This is a genomic window from Microcoleus vaginatus HSN003 (genome assembly GCF_022701255.1).
In the GTDB taxonomy this organism is placed as follows: Bacteria; Cyanobacteriota; Cyanobacteriia; order Cyanobacteriales; family Microcoleaceae; genus Microcoleus; species Microcoleus vaginatus_B.
In genome coordinates this window covers 1072571-1089007 of the sequence record NZ_CP031705.1, presented here as the reverse complement: position 1 = coordinate 1089007, position 16437 = coordinate 1072571, and the positions used below count along the sequence as shown (strand labels likewise).

Below are 16437 nucleotides of genomic sequence, written 5' to 3'. Positions count from 1 at the left end.
GTTTCAATTAAAATCCCGAAATCCGTTAGACAGTTCCCGATAAACTGCGACTGCTAATTGTGCTCCCCAAATAGGAGCCACCCAATAAACCCAATGGTGTTCCCAAATGCCTCCAATTAAAGCCGGTCCGAGAGAGCGTGCCGGATTCATGCTCGCTCCGGTAATTGGTCCCATAAATGCGGCTTCTAACCCTACAGTTAACCCAATTGCTATTCCGGCAAAGCCGATGGGAGCGCGTCTATCTAATCCCGAACCCAAGATAACAAACATTAAGATAAAAGTCAATACTGTTTCTAGGATTAGAGACTGTAACCAGTTACCGTTGAGAGGAACAGTTGCACCGAGATGTGCTACTTTTCCTAAAGTAATTATCAGCAATAAAGAAGCTGCGATCGCGCCCGCACACTGCGCTAAAATATAAGGCAAAACACGTTTGCTTGGAAAAAAGCCGCTCGCCCAGAAAGCTAATGTTACAGCCGGATTCAGGTGGGCGCTACTAATATGACCTGTAGCATAAATCATCGCGGCTACAACGGCTCCAAAGACAAAACTGATGCCTAGATGAGTAACAGCACCCTGGCTAATTTTGTTAACCATCACGGCGCCGGTGCCAGCAAAAACCAGAATAAACGTACCGAGGAATTCTGCGATTGATTCTCTCCTGCACTCGGGTGAGAATAAGCTGCTTGCTGTCTTATAAACTGACTTGAACATTGAGTCGATCCGTGATAAATTTACCTCTCTTGTTAGATTTTAGTTACCAATCTAGACTTACAGCTAACAAGCTAAAACATTTGACAGATGACCACTGATACCTAAAAAGTTGCCTGCTGCCTCAATAACTCCCCAATTGTCGCGTCAAGCTGAGCTTTGCCACCAAAAACTGTCCCCACCTTGCCATTGTAGAAATTCTTGTAAATCAGTTGATAGCCTTCGCTTGGTAGTGGAATATAACCGACCGATTGGACTAAACTTGGTGCTTTTTTCATGTAGAATTGCACAAACTCGCCCACCTCTGGTTTATTTTGGACAGCGGTGTAACTGACGTAGATAAAAAGAGGTCGAGCGAGGGGTTGATATTGAGCTTTTTCTACGGTTTCGATGCTGGGTAGAACTGGCCCTTTACCGTTGTCTATTCCTAATGCTTTTAATTGAGTTTGATTGGCTTCGTAATAGCTTAAGCCAAAGTAACCCAAGGCATTTGGATCTTTGATAACTCCCTGCACTAAAACATTATCATCTTCACTGTTTGTGTAGTCGGTACGACTGGCTTTCGCAGTACCTACTGTTGCTTCTGTGAAGTAGTCAAATGTACCGGAATCTTTACCTGCACCATAGAGGGTGATGGGTTGATTTGGCCAACTGGGTCTGATCTGATTCCAGCGGGTAATTTTTCCTTGGGCGGCAGGTTCCCAAAGTTTTTTGAGTTCGGCTACTGTGATGTCTTTTGCCCAGCTATTTTTGGGATTCACTACTACTGTGAGAGCGTCAAATGCGACAGGTAATTCGTAGTAGCGGATGCCAGCTTTGTTGCAGGCTTCCATTTCCCCTGGCCTGATGGGTCGCGAGGCGTTGCTGATGTCAGTTTCGCCAGCACAAAACTTTCTAAATCCGCCACCAGTACCGGAGAATTCAACAGTAATTGATGCTTTTTTGGGATTGGTATTTTGATATTCTTTCGCGATCGCATCCGTAATGGGATACACAGTGCTGGAACCGTCTATTTTTATGCTTTGCGATTCGGGCGACTGGGCTTGTCCGCAAGAGTTGAGAAGCCCGATCGCACCTATGGTCAAAGCAATTATACTTAGTGCGGAAACCTTGGGCTTTTCTACTGGGTTCATTGACCTCACCCAATGCCATAACTAAGGGGTACACTGGAATCATATCAATAAAATTTGATATGTCAAGTATGAGGGAAGACAAACAGGCAATAAACACATTAAGAAATATTGATGGGTTAATCTGCGTCAGAACAAGGGCGTGCCGGCAGGATCTGGCTGAAGCGGCGGTATTCAGCGAGGTACTGTTCCAGGGCGACAAACTGAGCTAAATTGAGGCTGTAGTAAATCCAGCGGCCTTCTTGGCGGCTGCGGACTAAAGCTGCATCCTTCAAGGCTTTGAGGTGAAAAGAGAGTTTAGGCTGAGGGACAGAAAGCCGATCGCACAATTCACAAACGCACAACTCCTGTTCTCGCAGCAACTCCAGAATCTGAATCCGCAGGGGGTCAGAAAGAGCGTGAAAGCCTGCGGAGACAAGTTTTTCCGAAATCTGTCGCTGTGAAATGCGATCGGGCGCAGCCGTAGAATTTTTAAGCATCAATTATTTTGAAAACATCCATACAAAACATCATAGTTTCTCAAGCTTCATCCCAGAAAATCAGTGTATTCAGCATCGACAGATCCTTCCTACTGGGTATTACTTCGGATTCTGTACCCGGGTCGGCACATCAGTGAGTCCAGTCTTTTGCAGCAGCGAAATCACTCCTATAGATAGAATTCCCCCAATAATTGCCCCGACAACTACCAGGATGATAAAGACTTTTTGCAGAGTTTTTTTAGTGGCGGGGTGGTACTGTCTCGGCAACTCTTCACCTTGCTCGTCAACTTCTTGCTCCAACGGGTCTAGCGGATTGGATGGATTTGAGTTAAAAGGATTGGGCGCTTGATTCATGGCTGGCTTTGGTTAAACGATATTAACAACTATTCTAACTTGCGATTTACCGTCGCAGCTTAAATCATACATTCAGGTTTCACTTAAGACTCTATAAAATTTATTAAGATACCGAGAATTTTACCAACATTATTAATAAAATATTCGCTGGTGTCAATCTCCATCGCAATTCCTTCTAGTTTGAGAAATTTCCAAATACTCCCAGTTGTGATAACTCCATAAATTGTCTGAATGTCGTTTTCTTGACGCTGGTTAAATATTTGTGCTGCGATCGTTTCTGCCATGCACTGTCCTAAGCCGGATTGAATGTTGTCATTTTTGGCTTCAACCAAGGCGATAACTGGGGATTCAATGACTAGCTGTTCCGGCGATCTGCTAATTAGAAAATCGCAATAACCGCTCAAACCCCTAGCAGCGTCTACATTGAATTCTCGACCGGAGAACAAACTCATCCGTTCCGGTAGCCGTTTTTTGATCTCAACTAATATTGGCGCGACAATTAGCTCGCTCCGAGCTTTCTCGGAATTAATTTCTAGTGCTAAAGGCAGATTGAATTGCAAAGTTTCTTGCAAAAAACTGCTTGGTTCTATTTCGGGAATGTCGGCAAATAAGCCCATCTTGCTCGAAAAGGCGATGCCGAAAGTTGTCTTAATTTGTTCTATGCTAAATTGACTGTAGGGCATTTAACTCCCTCTCCCGAAAAATTAAGTGTTTTTAAGAAGCTAACATTATATCACTTGAGGCGCTAAAATTTTGAAGGGGGGGTATTTATATACTTGCCTGCTTGTCCAATGCTTTCTGTCAAAGATAATTACTATGACGTTACGCGAACTTCAAGACCGAGCACTGAGGTTGTCTGTCGAGGAGCGATGGCAGTTAATTAATGCTTTGATGCGATCGCTCCAACCGAAACCCCGCTCGAAGGTGAAACCGAAGGGTTTAGCCGCGAGTTTAATTGGCATTGCAAAAACGGACGCGCCACCACCTACAGATGCAGAAGTAAAGGCAATGTTGGATGAGCGCTTAATCCAAAAGTATCTGTGATGAAAGTTTTATTTGATACCAATGTTTTACTGGATGCAATGCTTGCCCGCGAACCTTTTGTAGCGGATGCTGCTTTTTTACTCAATGCCATTGAATCGGGGCGAGTAGAAGGGTTTATGTCGGCGACCACGGTTACGGATGTGCATTATTTGGTTGGACGACAAACCAAGAGTTCTGAAGCTGCGATTGCCGCCGTAACTCGACTGTTGGCATTGATGGAAATTTGTGCGGTGGATCGAGAGGTTCTGGAGCAAGCGATCGCGCTGAGATTGCCGGATTTTGAAGATGCGGTGCAGATAGCGTGTGCGATCGAATTAGAGTTAGAGGCGATCGTTACTCGGGATGTGAATGGATTCGCAGGGTCGCCGATTCCCGTTTTGTCACCTCAAGAACTGAGAAATCGGTTGATCTAGCAGAGGGCTGAATAAATTAGGCATCGGTGTTTCATCCCCGCCTTAAAAGCGCGGAAATGAAACACTTACAAAAAAAGTATCGGTATCTGTTATCCTTCTGCTTTTGACAGGCGATCGAGAGAAATTGTTGCCGCCTTAGATACTTGAGAATTGCTGTCTTTTTCTAAGTATTTCAAAGCCGAAACGCTCTTAACACTCGGCAAATTGCCCAAAGCTTCCGCCAGCCTCTGGCGGATCAGCCAATCTTCCGACTGAGCAAAATTGAGGATGCGATCGATCGCCCCAACTTCCTTAATTTCCCCCAAAGCCGAAATTGCCGCCTGCTGAATCACCACTTGCTCGCTGTCGAGAGCTTTCAGCAGCACATCGCGAGCCCGAGGATCTTTGAGATTACCCAGAGAAACGGCAGCACTGAAGCGCACCAGCCATTGAGTATCTTCGTAAAAAGCCCGCACCAAAGCCTCAAAAGCTCTAATATCTTCCAGATAGCCCAAAGCACCCGCAGCGTCAGCGCGAATGCCGTAATCCGGGTCAGTTTCTAGCAATTTGACTAGAATAGGATAGCACTCTGCCGTGGGTTTGACCCCGAGAGCAAACACAGCCATCGATCGCACCTGCAAACTTTCGTCGTTTAACACCTTTTTAATCAAAGGCACCGCCTCAGCAGCAGGCACGTTCCGCAAGTTGGCCAAAGCTACCATTCGATCGGCTGAATTTTGGCTTTCTAACTTGGCTGCAATTTGCTCTAAGCTTAAAGTTGTCATTATGGATAAATCTTGTAGTAAAACTTTACATTCGGGTTATTTTGATTATAGGGGAGTCTCAGGGGAAAAGCAGGCAGTAAAAACCGCCCAAGGATTTGAGGTGGCGGATTAGTGAAACCATTAATCTAAAGCTCAGATTGTATAGAAATAATTAATTAGAAAGTTTATTATTTAAATCCCAAGCACAGGCGAGGTGTTTATGCCGTTCCCTAAGGCTTTGCCCGATAGTTAGCCGCCCTCTGACAACCTGCAATCCACTATGCCGTTTTACCACCCGCCCTTTTACTCCTCAGCCTTAGAACAAGCGATCGATCGCTACCCCCTCACTGCCGGGCCAGAAACTTCCTTAGCAGTGGCGATCGCTCTGATGAGTCAATTGCAAAACAGTTGTCCCCTAGTCAAAACACCTTTACCCTCAGACCGGGGAGCAATTACCGAAACATCCGCCCCGGAAAAGGTGCGGGCCCGCTGCGTGTTCGTCGTGCAGAACCAGCAGACTATTATCACAGGCAACTTATCCGAGAACCCCAGCCGCGGGCTGTTAATCGGCATATTAACTCCCGCCGACCTAGTGAGGCTGATAGCTTCTGGCAAAATAGACAGCCAGCACAAAGTAGGTCTGCACAAAATACCAATTTCCGAAGTGATGTCTCCGTTGCCTGTCTCCCTGACAGAATCCGATGACCAAGACGTGTTTACCGCTTTATCCTTATTTCGCCAGCACAAAATTCGCTATTTGCCGATCGTCAATCAATTTCGCCACTTGGTAGGAGTGCTGACACGGGAAAGAATTCGCCAAGTATTGCAGCCTTCAAACATTCTTAAATTGCGGCGGGTAGCAGAATTAATGACTACGCCAATTACAGCGCCCCACACCGCCTCACTGCTGAGCATAACCGAACTGATGTCAGAGCATCAAGTCAGTTGTGTAGTGATTACAAAAAACAAAGAATTAACAATGGAGAAGCCCAAAAAAGATGACTATACCTCCATTTTTCACTATTCCTTTCACCAACCCCTGGGAATTATTACCGAATATGACCTTGTGCAGGCACAGTTTCTCGAATTAAATTTCCAGGAAACCCCAGCTCAAAAAGTCATGAGAACTCCCCTGCAATTTCTTCAACCTTCCGATTCCTTATGGACGGCCCACAAAGAAATGGAGCAGCAACAAGTGCAGCGGTTGGTCGTGTGCGGGGGACGCGGAGAACTGTTGGGAATTATTAGTCAGACCAGCTTGCTCAGAGTCCTCGATCCTACCGAAATGTACCGAGTTGTCAAACAGTTGCAGCAGTCGGTTTATCAACTCCAAGCCGAAAAAGTGGAACTGTTGCAAAGCCGCAACGCCAAACTAGAACAGCAGGTGCGGGAACGGACTGCCAAACTCCACGAACAATTGCAGCGCGATCGGCTGTTAACTCACATTTCCTTGCGGATTCATCAATCCTTAAACCTCGAAGAAATTCTCAACGCCAGCGTCGATGAAGTGCGCCAAGTTTTGCAAGCTGACCGAGTAGCAATCCTGCATTTAGAGTCCAGCAATTACGGCATTGTAGTGGCAGAATCCGTTGCCGAAAATTGGCCTTCAATCTTGGGAGAAATCCTGCCAGATAATATTTGGCAAGAATCAGCTTCGGTGATCGAACAGGAAATTTATGCCGTCCCCGACATCGACCAAGCCGGTTTGAGCGCCGAAAAATATGCGCGGTTTCAGCAAGCGCAAATCAAAGCTTATTTGATTGTACCAATTTTGCAAGACGGCAATTTGTGGGGGATGATGTGTGTCCATCAGTGCTCCCAATCCCGGCAGTGGCAGCCTTCGGAAGTGGATTTGCTGCTACAACTGGCAACTCAAATCGCGATCGCCATTCAGCAAGCCCAACTCTATCAGCAAGTCCAAAATCTCAACACCGACCTCGAACGCCAAGTCCAAGAACGCACCGCCGAATTGCAGCAAAAAGTTCACGAACTCCAGCATTTAAACGTCCTCAAAGATGAATTTCTCAGCACCGTTTCTCACGAACTGCGGACGCCTTTAGCTAATATAAAAATGGCTATTCATATGCTGAGAATTTCTCCCACAGCAGATCGGCGCCAGATTTATCTAGAAATTTTAGAAACAGAATGTACTAGAGAAACAGATTTGATTAATGCTTTGCTAGATTTGCAGCGGCTCGAAGCGGCAACTTGTCCGATCGACCTCGAACCAGTAAACTTAGAAGTCTGGCTGCCTACTATTATCGACCCGTTTTACACCCGGGCCCAAGACCGCCACCAGGATTTACGAGTAGAGTGCGATCGCCACCTCCCCACGATCAGTTCCAACCGCGCTAGTTTGGGACGAATTTTAGCCGAACTCCTCAACAATGCCTGTAAATATACTGCCAATGACGGCGAAATTTTTCTGAAAGTCGAGTGCAAAAACGGAGACGGCGAACAAGGAGGACAAAGGAAAAATTCGCGACAAGCCAGTGCTGTGGCTTCACAAATCCAATTCACACTCAGCAATCAATCCTCGATTTCCATAGAGGAATTGCCTCGAATTTTTGAGAAATTTTATCGAGTTCCCAACGCCGATCCTTGGAAACAAGGAGGTACAGGTTTGGGTTTAGCTTTGGTTCAAAAACTGGTCGAACAGTTGCAGGGAAAAATTGAGGTTGAAAGCACGAATGGCTGGACTAATTTTATCGTCACATTTCCTACGAACCCGGATGGAAATTAGTCCCCCATCAGTCAATTTGAGATTTGAGATTTGAGATTTTAGACTTCGCCCTAATATCCTTTCCGGTTGCATCGGAATAATAAAATCGAGTCAACAGTTAACACTCAACCATTCAGTTCAGTTTTTCGACCTGCCCGTCAACAGTCAACAGTCAACAGTCAACAGTCAACAGTCAACAATCATGTATGAGTGCAACCGGAATTGATATAAGAGGTTCGCCCAGCGCTTAGTCAAGTCGCGTTCAGTCGAACGATTTTAGATTTTCGATTTACTCCACAGACGAATCTGGGAGTTTGAACAAGAGTCTAAAACTTTGGGAGTTTCATGACTCCTGTCGGGGGCTTGTATCCTTTTTTTTGGGGGTCAGCTTTTTTGGGTGTCACTCTTTTTTAGGAGCTAGTTTGCGGATACGAGACGGTGCTGGTGTCAAATTCAAATATTCACTTTTATCTTCAACAACAGATGATCTAGATGCTGGATACTTCTTGCGTTTAGAGGCATGATTCGCAACTGTGCCCAAGCATGGTATGCCAAAATTTTCTAATTGACTGAAAACTTTTTGGACTAAAGAAAAGGGAACCTGGCGAAGTGCTACAACCATCAGTATTCCATCGGTACGCGCCGCTAAAAAATTCGCATCTTTACTGTCCGCCAGGGGTGGCGTATCGTAGATAACTAAGTCAAATTTGGCCTGAAGTTCTTCCATTAAATACTGCATCCCAGATGAGGCAAGCCGTCGGGCAGTACCAGAATCAGGGAGACCGGCCGTTAATACAAAAAGATTATCTGCTAGATGCGATCGTTGGATAATTTCATGGGGTTCGTTTTTATTGTCGAGCAAGTTGCTCAATCCCTTGACATTAGGCAGTTCCAACAGCAAGTGCAGGCTGGGGGAATGCAAATTCGCGTCTACTAACAGCACTCGCTGACCCGCCAGCGCTGCCACGTGAGCTAAGTTTAAAGCAATGGTAGATTTGCCTTCGCCAACTGTAGCCGAACCAATGGCCAAAGAGCGAATCGTTCGATTTGAAGAAAGAAAGCGGATATTAGTATAAAGAGAGTCAAAAGCTTCTATAAATTCCGCAGCATTTTTCCTATTACCCTCTTTTCCTTCAAGATAAGCATAGGCCTTAGCAATAGAAGGCGGCAATTTTCTAGCATTTTTGTCAAGAGGAATTGCTCCCAATAAAGGTGCTTCAACCGCATCTTTAACGTCATCAGGAGAGTAGAAAATATTGCGGAACTTTTCAATGAGGATAGCAGCTCCCAGACCCAAAACTAGCGCTCCAATAACTGCCATCAAAAATTTGTTTCTAGCTTTCGATGGAACAGGAATGAGGTTGCCCTTCTCATCTCGCGGTATCTGTGGTTCAGAAATTATTTCCCAAGGTACTTGGCTTTGAGCTGCTTGGACGCGCAGAGTTTCCCGCTGGCTTAAAAGTTGATCGCGGGTGCGGCCGGCTACTTCTAATTGCTGTTGCAGTTCGTTGTAGCGGCGGGCTATGCTGGGGAATTCTGTTGCTTTTCTGTTTAAATTGTTTTTACTTTGGGTGATTGCTTGAAGGCGAGCTTCTAAGACTTCAACTTGGTTAGCAGTATCAACCAATTGTTTAATCAAGCCTATGCGAATAGAATTTTGAAAATTCTGAACTTTAGAATTAGCTTGGGTGCCTACTAAATTTTGCCCCAAAATTCGATCAGTTTGCTGGTTGAGCAAAGCTACTAAATTTGCCCGCTTGCGCTCTAAAGCTTCTACTATAGGGTTAGCAGATTTAAAACGAGCTGTTTCTACAGCAATCTGACCTTCTACTTCCTTAACCTTGGTCAGCAACTCTTTATATTGAGGTTCTTCGCTTAAAGCTGAAGCGGCAATAGCTTCATTTGGTGTAAAATCTAATTGTTTTTGCAAGTTAGCGTACAGCGTTTTCTGTTCTTGCAGTAGCCTTTGAGTTTCTAACTCTAAAGTTTCTACGGTGCGAACTTGCTCGATCAATTGCGCGCCTTGTTCTTGAGGGTCGGTAATCTTTTGCTGCTGCTGTATAACCTGTAACTCCGATTTCAGGTCGTTTACACGCTTATTGAGTCCCGGAAGCTGGTCTTCAATAAATTTAACACCTTCACCAATCCGAGTCTTGCGTTCCTCAAGACTGTACTTTAAATATTTCTTTTTAGTTTCTTGTAAAACGAACTCAACTAATTTAGGCTCGTTCCCCATGAAGCGAACTTCCAAAATTTTAGTGAGCGTCATCAGATCTTCTCCCCGCCGCACAACAACTAATTCTTTTTCAAGAATTTTTTCGGTAACTTTTGGATATTGTTTTTGGACTTGTTTGGCAATAGCAGAAAGCATCTGAGGACTCTTGAGAATTTCAAGTTGAGTAGCGTAGTCCAAACTAAAAAAATCTCGATTAGGTACTCCTCCCCCCTCGCTGCGATTGGCTAGGGCAGCGGGGTCAGCAATTCTTGCCTCCGTTGTCACTGGTTCCACTAGCATCCGAAAATCGCCTTGATATGTTTTCTTGCCTCCCTTGATCTGATAAAAAGCTCCAGCGCCTACTAGACCCATAATCCCAATAATGATTAGGGATTGTCGCTGAAAAGTCCTTAAAAACGGTTTTAGATTCAATCCTTTCTGAGGCTGCGCGCTTAACTCTTCTCCCTCGTCAACGGAAAATTGCTGCACCTGTCGGCTCTGGTTGCTAATGGGTACGATATGAGCGTCCTGTTCTCTTTCCATGTTGACCTCTTTGATATTTTGGGGGTAAAATCAGCTTTGTTCTGCGAGCCTTCTAGTTGATACTTTGAGCATTGGCTTAAGGATATCACACGAGATTCTTGGTTGGTCGAACCCAATTCCTTCTAATAGTTCTCACTCTTTTCACATAGTATACAAAAATAACTAAATTCCTATGGTGTGCCGACGGCAAAAGTTATTTTACAACTTCTGGAGAGTTGTATCCGACTGCATTTGGATCTGCTGCGTTGTGCTTGTATGTAGGGTTTCGGGGCGAGGAAGCAAACTTTTTCCGGTGTCGCTCAGCTTCGCGGTAGGGGCGCAATAACTTTACCAAACTTTTACAATTGACTGTAACACCTCAGCCGTCGCTTCCGCTGGTATGGCTTTGTAATTTATTACCTTTTTCGGTTGGCAGTCAACTGCAGAAGCATATGTTAACTTACTCGTTAACTGACAGGCTAAAACGTTTGGCATTTTCTATGTAGATATAATTAGTAACATTCAGCAAATTTTTGGAACGGCGACTAATCGAATCAATTTCCGAGAAAAATCTGTCTCTTCTTTTAATTATAAACTTTTTGAGTAGCTGGATGACTGTTGAAGTTTATCGAGTTACTCATCCTCGCCATTATATCACACACTACTCTCAATAGTGCGCGATCGACATAAAATTTAATAATTTGTTTTTTCAAGATCGATCGACATCTCGAAAAACTCCAGCCTTCGGGGTCTTTCCACCGGGGCGGATGGCGCTACGCGATTTATATATTTTTCGTAAAAAAATCGGTTTCTGAGTTCCGGGACTCTTACTAAAACTATGGCTTTTGTTCGCCCTCCAAGCAAGCTATAGCAATCCTTTCGGTAAACGCGCAACGGGCTTTTTTTTGAATTAACCGATGCCATAACAAGATGACACATTGTCAAAGAAAAAAAAGAGTTCGCACAGGATGGCAGGATTGCTATTGATCGGGCTTGGATTAGCTATTGGTAGTTGTTATTTTTTGATTTTACTAATTCCCAACTACTCATTATTAGATATTACTGATTATGTGCTTTTCTCTCTCTAAGTTTCAACAATATTTCTGCATGAACTTCCCGGGTTATGGGATAAAAATATGTAAGAATCATGCCAGCAATCAAAGCAAGTGTGGGCAGCGGGCCGATCGCAACTCGAATCGCAAACAGTGCCGAATCTGGCTGTACGGGTGCCGGCTGTCCGGGAACTGTAGAGAGAAATCCAGCTCTTTCTAATGCTTGGCCTACCAACCACAAACCCCCTGCCAATCCGATTTTTTGCAGCAGTACCATAAACGAATAGAAAACGCCTTCGCGTCTTTCTCCAGTCTGAAGTTCGTCGAGTTCGATCACATCCGGTATCATCGACCAAGGTATTAGATAAGCCGTGGAAACTCCGACACCTGCCATGACTGCTAATAGGTACATCTGCAATACTTGTCCTGGTTGCAAGAAAAACAGTCCAGCTTGGGCAATAATCCACAAACTCATGCCCATAAAATATACGGCTTTTTTGCCGTATCTCTCGCTGACTTTACTCCAAACAAATAGCATGATTAATGCAGTGCCTTGAACGGCGATCGCAACCAAGCTAAAAACATACTGTGGCTGTTGCATCCAGTTAACCACAAAGTAGGGAATAATAGTAGCAGTCAACTGCACTCCCAGCCAAGAAAAAAGATAAATTCCAATAACGTACAAAAAAGGGCGATTGCTAAATGCAATCTGCAACTGTTCTTTCAGTGGCAAGGATGTAGAATTATCTAGTTCGGCGTTTTCTAATAGTTGGGCTGCGACGTGCTTGCGAGTTCCCAAAACGCACCAGTACAAAGGCAAGACAGAGATAACTGCACAGATTGCACCTAATACTAAATATTGTTGATTTGGGTTCTTTTCAAATACAGCAAAGATAATTAGAGCTAAGATTAATGAAAAGATGCTGCCGCCAATGGAGAAAGCAAATCGAAAACTATTAAGGCTAGTGCGTTCGTTGTAGTCTTGAGTAAGTTCTGGAGTCAGGGCGGTGTAGGGAAGATTGACAGCCGTGTAGGCGGTGTTAAACAAAATGCTGATCCCAACATAGTACCAAAATAACACTGTGTGATCCGTGCTAGGTACAATCCACTGCAATAAGAAGAATATACCGAAGGGAATTCCACCATATATTATCCAAGGATATCGGCGGCCCCAAGGGTGAGAAGTGCGATCGCTCAAAACCCCCACAATCGGGTCATTTATGGCATCCCAAACCTTGCCAACTACCAAAATATTACTGGCTAAGCCGGCAGGTAAACCAGCAACATTGGTAAAGAAAACTAGGAGGTAAAATGCCAAAACATTAGCGGTAATTGCCGGGCCCAGGTCGCCGGCACCGTAAGCTAATTTTGTCGAGAGGCTGAGTTTTGGTGTGGCGGGGTTGTTGGCCGCTGGTTGAGGCGGGGAAGTGTTGCTCATAAACTTTGATTTCGGAATTTTTTTGCAGGTGGGGGCTTTGTAGTAGGAGTATAACTCGCTCTACGGCCTAATACTAAGTTTTTTTTAGCGATCGGGACGACCCTGAAAATTTGGTAATTTATAATTGGGTAATTGGTAATTGATAGGTTGGTGGGGGCAGGTTTAGGAGATTATTTGTCTTAGGCCATTATTCTTAGTAAAACCTGCCCCTACTTAAGGAAACAGTTGCGAAATCTGAACTTCTATTTCTGGAAATGCCAGCATTGACAAAACATCATCTTCATTAAATACTGTTTCTTGTCGGTAGTTGGCCTCGCCCGGTTCGCGAAAAACATAAACTTGCCACGTGTTAACATCAAGTATCCAATAATCAGTAATTCCCGCCTTAGCATAAGCCGATGCTTTTCGCTTGCGGTCTGTTTCTAAGGTGGTATCAGCTATTTCTACTAATAAGAAAATGTTGGCGGGTGCGGGATGAAAATCTTGGTACAGCCGAGGGTCGATTTGTACTACAGCAATATCTGGTTCTGGTTCTGAATTTATACTTAGAGTAACCGGGTCTTGGATGCGAATTAAAGCAAGTCCTGCCAGCAGATTTCTGAGATAGTCGGCTGCACAGAGGTTAGTTGCTGCGTGGGGAGGATTTTTTGCACTCCTTGAGATAATTTTCCCGTCAATTAATTCGACTCCTTCATCGGGATTGAGAATGCCAGTTTCGGTCATGCGGCGGTATTCCTCTACAGTCCACAAGCGTAAATCTTTTACCGTCATGGCACAATTTCCTTGGGCGATTTTATTTATTATCGATTCACATTCTAGTTTTTCTCAAATTACTCGGTCAACAATCTAGATTTAGCTGTAATTGCTCCCACACACCACAAAATGGCATTGACAATTTCCGATCGCTGAATATCTTCTGCGTCTAAAAAACTTGCAAACTCTTCCTCAATATTCAAATGGTCTGCAAAATCATAAAGTATGCGCTTGTATTCAGTTGGCATCGGTATTAAAGTAGCTTTCACTAAATCGAAAAGCGCGTTCAAACAGTTGAGGATAGTAGCTGACTCGTCAAAATCTTCGGCATCGAGCAAGTACAGCGTTTCTGCAATGTCGCAAATAGCGTCTATTTGCGTGGGTGGCTTTCCCACTTCACTGACATCGATATTGCACAATTGGAGAGCGTTAATCGCTAGTTCTGGACGGGTAAAAAATACAAGTTGGCCGCCGGCTACTAAGGGCGGCTCTTGTTCTCCATAGACAATGAGAGTATATAGATTTGGTATTTCGGTGCTGGGGTCGATCCGGAAACCGAACAGCCACAACAATTTTTCTGTATTTGGGTGTGCTGTTTGCAGTGTTGTTGGGAATTTTTTGGGTTCTGACATAAATTTTTAATCCCTATAATACGCTGTTAAACTCGGTTTCTACACAAAATCTGGGTTTTAGTGAGGAATCTATAAATAAACCGGGTTGATCAAGGCCAGAAGGCGTAATTTTTGTTTATAAATTTTGCTGGATTATGTCGCAGCACTCAGCGATGGTTGCTCTTTTTTCCATTGCTGCTACTAGGGCTTCGTAAGCTGATTTGTGGCTTTCGAGCAGGTTTTTTGCTCGCAGCAAACCCCAGTTTTGTTTGAGTTGAATTTCGGAACTGGGACGGCGCAGTTGTGTTAAAATTGCACTAATTTTTGTGCGATCTTCTGCTCCTCCTTGTGCACTGCCGTAAACAATTTTTTCGGCGACTATTCCGGCCATCCACACTGTGCAGTATTGGTCTAAAAGTTGGGCGGAAAGAGTGCCACTTTGGAGTTGAGATGCTAATTGTTCGTCTTCAAATCGGACGCCGCCTTGGGCTGTTTGACCTTGTTTAAATGCTTCCCAAGCGTTGAGGGCGTAGCTGGTTATGGGAATTCCCAATAGGTGGGCAACTAGGAAGTGTCCGGCTTCGTGGTGAAGGATACGATCGCGCTTTTGTTTGGAAGTTCCCCCCAGCCAATCTAATAAAATAGTACCGCCTTGACCTTGCCACTGGAAACTGTCGAGGGTGGCTAGCCCCAACAGGCAAAAAGTGGCGATCGCAGGTACGGCTTCTGGCAAGTTGAATAGGGGCCCTAACAATATTGAAACGGTGATGGCAAAGATAGAAATAGCGATAATATTCAAAGAAGTGTCTTTCATAATGGGGAATGGGTAACTGGGAATTGGTAATGGAAAATTTGTAATAGGGAATTGGTAATGGGAATGGGTTTTAGAGGTAAACTCAGGTACGATCGCGCGATCGGTTTGGCAGCGTCGGTTCGATCGCAGCACCCGGGACTTCCGACAAAAACTCCATCTTCCAGTTTGACTGAAAATTGTCGCTCCCAAGCCACCGATATTAAAAAGATATTAAAATAAATCAAAGTCCAGTAAAAGTGTTAGTGGAATCCTTCATGTCAGTTTTGGCAGCGATCGCAGTTTTAGGTATCTTGATTGTCGTTCACGAACTCGGCCACTTCCTGGCGGCGAGACTTCAACACATCCACGTCAACCGCTTCTCCATCGGTTTCGGGCCCATCCTCTGGAAGTACCAAGGCCCGGAAACAGAATACGCCCTCCGCGCCTTTCCCCTGGGAGGTTTCGTGGGTTTCCCGGACGACGATCCAGACAGTACAATTCCCCCAAATGACCCGAATTTGCTCAAAAATCGCCCCGTGCTCGATCGGGCGATCGTCATTAGTGCAGGGGTAATTGCCAACTTAATTTTTGCTTATTTTCTGCTGGTGGTGCAATTGAGCACTGTCGGCGCTGCAGAAATGAACTACCTACCGGGAGTTAAAGTCCCGGAAGTCGCCGCCGAAGTCAGTTCGGCCGCAAAACAAGCGGGAATTCGATCGGGCGACATTGTTCTGTCTGTTGACGGCAAGGAATTGGGCGCTTCCCGCGAAGCTATGAAATTATTGGTCACAGAAATCCAAGATCATCCCAACCAACCCCTAGCGTTGGAAATTCAGCGCCAAGAACAAAAATTTGTGGTGACAGTCACTCCCGAACAGTCCCCCGACGGCAAAGGTCGCATTGGCGTGCAGCTAACTTCTAACGGCACTGTCGTGCGGCAGAGGGCAGGAATTGTAGAGGCGTTTAGCAAGGCAGCCAAAGAATTTGAGCGGATTGTGGTGCTGACGGTTCAAGGTTTTGGGCAGTTACTTAGCAATTTCAGCCAAACTGCCGACAAGTTGTCCGGGCCTGTGGCGATTGTGGCGATTGGTGCAGGGATTGCCAAATCCGATGCTGCGAGTTTGTTTCAGTATGCTGTGCTAATTAGCGTCAATTTGGCTGTGATTAATATCTTGCCTTTACCTGCTTTAGATGGGGGTCAGCTAGCTTTTCTATTAATAGAAGGACTGCGGGGTAAACCTTTACCGAACCGGATTCAGGAAAATGTGATGCAGACTGGTTTGGTGCTGTTGCTGGGTTTGGGAGTTTTCTTGATTATTCGCGATACAGCTAATTTGGCTGGGATAGATTTTCGATTTTTGATGCAATAGTAAATGAAGAAAGAGGGAAGAGGGAAGAAGAAAGAAGGAAGAATTATGTCTGATTTTCCGTTTTCCTATTTTCCTATTTTTCCCTCT

At 44.9% G+C, this 16437-nt stretch carries 16 protein-coding genes; 5 read left to right on the top strand and 11 right to left on the bottom strand.

What is annotated here, in order from left to right; all coding sequences use genetic code 11:
- Nucleotides 1-3 precede the first annotated feature (3 nt).
- The 5 genes from D0A37_RS04530 to D0A37_RS04510 form a co-directional block, all read right to left on the bottom strand.
- Entirely contained in the window at nucleotides 4-714 is a 711-nt protein-coding gene (locus D0A37_RS04530; protein WP_242721636.1) for an MIP/aquaporin family protein, read from the bottom strand.
- 101 nt (nucleotides 715-815) lie between these two features.
- Nucleotides 816-1844 carry a PstS family phosphate ABC transporter substrate-binding protein gene (locus D0A37_RS04525; RefSeq protein ID WP_242721633.1) on the bottom strand — a complete coding sequence of 343 codons (1029 nt, stop codon included), beginning with the start codon at nucleotides 1842-1844 and terminating at the stop codon, nucleotides 816-818.
- A gap of 116 nt (nucleotides 1845-1960) precedes the next feature.
- On the bottom strand, nucleotides 1961-2320 hold the full coding sequence (locus tag D0A37_RS04520; protein WP_242721630.1) for an ArsR/SmtB family transcription factor: 360 nt from the start codon (nucleotides 2318-2320) through the stop codon (nucleotides 1961-1963).
- Nucleotides 2321-2419: 99 nt separating this feature from the next.
- Complete coding sequence (locus D0A37_RS04515; protein WP_242721626.1) at nucleotides 2420-2674, bottom strand: hypothetical protein; 255 nt, start codon at nucleotides 2672-2674, stop codon at nucleotides 2420-2422.
- A gap of 83 nt (nucleotides 2675-2757) precedes the next feature.
- The gene (locus D0A37_RS04510; protein ID WP_242721623.1) at nucleotides 2758-3357 is read right to left on the bottom strand and encodes a hypothetical protein; all 600 of its coding nucleotides are present in this window, start codon (nucleotides 3355-3357) and stop codon (nucleotides 2758-2760) included.
- Between the two features lie 133 nt (nucleotides 3358-3490).
- Between D0A37_RS04510 and D0A37_RS04505 the strand changes: the two genes are divergently transcribed.
- Both D0A37_RS04505 and D0A37_RS04500 read left to right on the top strand, forming a co-directional pair.
- Complete coding sequence (locus D0A37_RS04505; RefSeq protein ID WP_242721618.1) at nucleotides 3491-3718, top strand: hypothetical protein; 228 nt, start codon at nucleotides 3491-3493, stop codon at nucleotides 3716-3718.
- A complete protein-coding gene (locus tag D0A37_RS04500; protein WP_242721615.1) occupies nucleotides 3718-4131 on the top strand; it encodes a PIN domain-containing protein in 414 nt (137 codons plus the stop codon). The genes D0A37_RS04505 and D0A37_RS04500 overlap by 1 nt, the downstream gene beginning before the upstream one ends.
- Before the next feature lie 89 nt (nucleotides 4132-4220).
- Here the strand turns inward: D0A37_RS04500 and D0A37_RS04495 are convergent, their stop codons facing one another.
- The gene (locus D0A37_RS04495; protein WP_242721611.1) at nucleotides 4221-4895 is read right to left on the bottom strand and encodes a HEAT repeat domain-containing protein; all 675 of its coding nucleotides are present in this window, start codon (nucleotides 4893-4895) and stop codon (nucleotides 4221-4223) included.
- A gap of 259 nt (nucleotides 4896-5154) precedes the next feature.
- On the opposite strand from D0A37_RS04495, the gene D0A37_RS04490 reads away from it, so the two are divergent.
- A complete protein-coding gene (locus D0A37_RS04490) occupies nucleotides 5155-7617 on the top strand; it encodes a CBS domain-containing protein (RefSeq protein ID WP_242721608.1) in 2463 nt (820 codons plus the stop codon).
- A gap of 379 nt (nucleotides 7618-7996) precedes the next feature.
- Here D0A37_RS04490 and D0A37_RS04485 read toward each other — a convergent pair whose 3' ends face one another.
- The 5 genes from D0A37_RS04485 to D0A37_RS04465 all read right to left on the bottom strand — a co-directional run bounded on the left by D0A37_RS04485 (nucleotide 7997) and on the right by D0A37_RS04465 (nucleotide 15001).
- Nucleotides 7997-10354 carry a GumC family protein gene (locus D0A37_RS04485; protein ID WP_242721605.1) on the bottom strand — a complete coding sequence of 786 codons (2358 nt, stop codon included), beginning with the start codon at nucleotides 10352-10354 and terminating at the stop codon, nucleotides 7997-7999.
- A gap of 1038 nt (nucleotides 10355-11392) precedes the next feature.
- Nucleotides 11393-12823, bottom strand: a complete 1431-nt coding sequence (locus tag D0A37_RS04480; protein WP_242721603.1) for an MFS transporter — start codon at nucleotides 12821-12823, stop codon at nucleotides 11393-11395.
- A 213-nt stretch (nucleotides 12824-13036) separates the two neighbouring features.
- Complete coding sequence (locus tag D0A37_RS04475) at nucleotides 13037-13594, bottom strand: Uma2 family endonuclease (RefSeq protein WP_242721600.1); 558 nt, start codon at nucleotides 13592-13594, stop codon at nucleotides 13037-13039.
- 59 nt (nucleotides 13595-13653) lie between these two features.
- Complete coding sequence (locus tag D0A37_RS04470; protein WP_242721597.1) at nucleotides 13654-14208, bottom strand: hypothetical protein; 555 nt, start codon at nucleotides 14206-14208, stop codon at nucleotides 13654-13656.
- 115 nt (nucleotides 14209-14323) lie between these two features.
- A complete protein-coding gene (locus tag D0A37_RS04465; RefSeq protein WP_242721594.1) occupies nucleotides 14324-15001 on the bottom strand; it encodes an ATP-dependent Zn protease in 678 nt (225 codons plus the stop codon).
- Between the two features lie 57 nt (nucleotides 15002-15058).
- On the opposite strand from D0A37_RS04465, the gene D0A37_RS04460 reads away from it, so the two are divergent.
- Nucleotides 15059-15220, top strand: coding sequence for a hypothetical protein (locus D0A37_RS04460; protein ID WP_242721591.1), 162 nt, complete (start codon nucleotides 15059-15061; stop codon nucleotides 15218-15220).
- A 35-nt stretch (nucleotides 15221-15255) separates the two neighbouring features.
- Nucleotides 15256-16350, top strand: coding sequence for an RIP metalloprotease RseP (rseP, locus tag D0A37_RS04455; protein WP_242721588.1), 1095 nt, complete (start codon nucleotides 15256-15258; stop codon nucleotides 16348-16350).
- Nucleotides 16351-16437: the final 87 nt, after the last annotated feature.

Bases quoted from the DNA above. Each gene is read 5' to 3' on its own strand.
- D0A37_RS04530 (WP_242721636.1), bottom strand. From the start codon at position 714: ATGTTCAAGTCAGTTTATAAGACAGCAAGCAGCTTATTCTCACCCGAG.
- D0A37_RS04525 (WP_242721633.1), bottom strand. From the start codon at position 1,844: ATGAACCCAGTAGAAAAGCCCAAGGTTTCCGCACTAAGTATAATTGCT.
- D0A37_RS04520 (WP_242721630.1), bottom strand. From the start codon at position 2,320: ATGCTTAAAAATTCTACGGCTGCGCCCGATCGCATTTCACAGCGACAG.
- D0A37_RS04515 (WP_242721626.1), bottom strand. From the start codon at position 2,674: ATGAATCAAGCGCCCAATCCTTTTAACTCAAATCCATCCAATCCGCTA.
- D0A37_RS04510 (WP_242721623.1), bottom strand. From the start codon at position 3,357: ATGCCCTACAGTCAATTTAGCATAGAACAAATTAAGACAACTTTCGGC.
- D0A37_RS04505 (WP_242721618.1), top strand. From the start codon at position 3,491: ATGACGTTACGCGAACTTCAAGACCGAGCACTGAGGTTGTCTGTCGAG.
- D0A37_RS04500 (WP_242721615.1), top strand. From the start codon at position 3,718: ATGAAAGTTTTATTTGATACCAATGTTTTACTGGATGCAATGCTTGCC.
- D0A37_RS04495 (WP_242721611.1), bottom strand. From the start codon at position 4,895: ATGACAACTTTAAGCTTAGAGCAAATTGCAGCCAAGTTAGAAAGCCAA.
- D0A37_RS04490 (WP_242721608.1), top strand. From the start codon at position 5,155: ATGCCGTTTTACCACCCGCCCTTTTACTCCTCAGCCTTAGAACAAGCG.
- D0A37_RS04485 (WP_242721605.1), bottom strand. From the start codon at position 10,354: ATGGAAAGAGAACAGGACGCTCATATCGTACCCATTAGCAACCAGAGC.
- D0A37_RS04480 (WP_242721603.1), bottom strand. From the start codon at position 12,823: ATGAGCAACACTTCCCCGCCTCAACCAGCGGCCAACAACCCCGCCACA.
- D0A37_RS04475 (WP_242721600.1), bottom strand. From the start codon at position 13,594: ATGACGGTAAAAGATTTACGCTTGTGGACTGTAGAGGAATACCGCCGC.
- D0A37_RS04470 (WP_242721597.1), bottom strand. From the start codon at position 14,208: ATGTCAGAACCCAAAAAATTCCCAACAACACTGCAAACAGCACACCCA.
- D0A37_RS04465 (WP_242721594.1), bottom strand. From the start codon at position 15,001: ATGAAAGACACTTCTTTGAATATTATCGCTATTTCTATCTTTGCCATC.
- D0A37_RS04460 (WP_242721591.1), top strand. From the start codon at position 15,059: ATGGGAATGGGTTTTAGAGGTAAACTCAGGTACGATCGCGCGATCGGT.
- rseP (WP_242721588.1), top strand. From the start codon at position 15,256: ATGTCAGTTTTGGCAGCGATCGCAGTTTTAGGTATCTTGATTGTCGTT.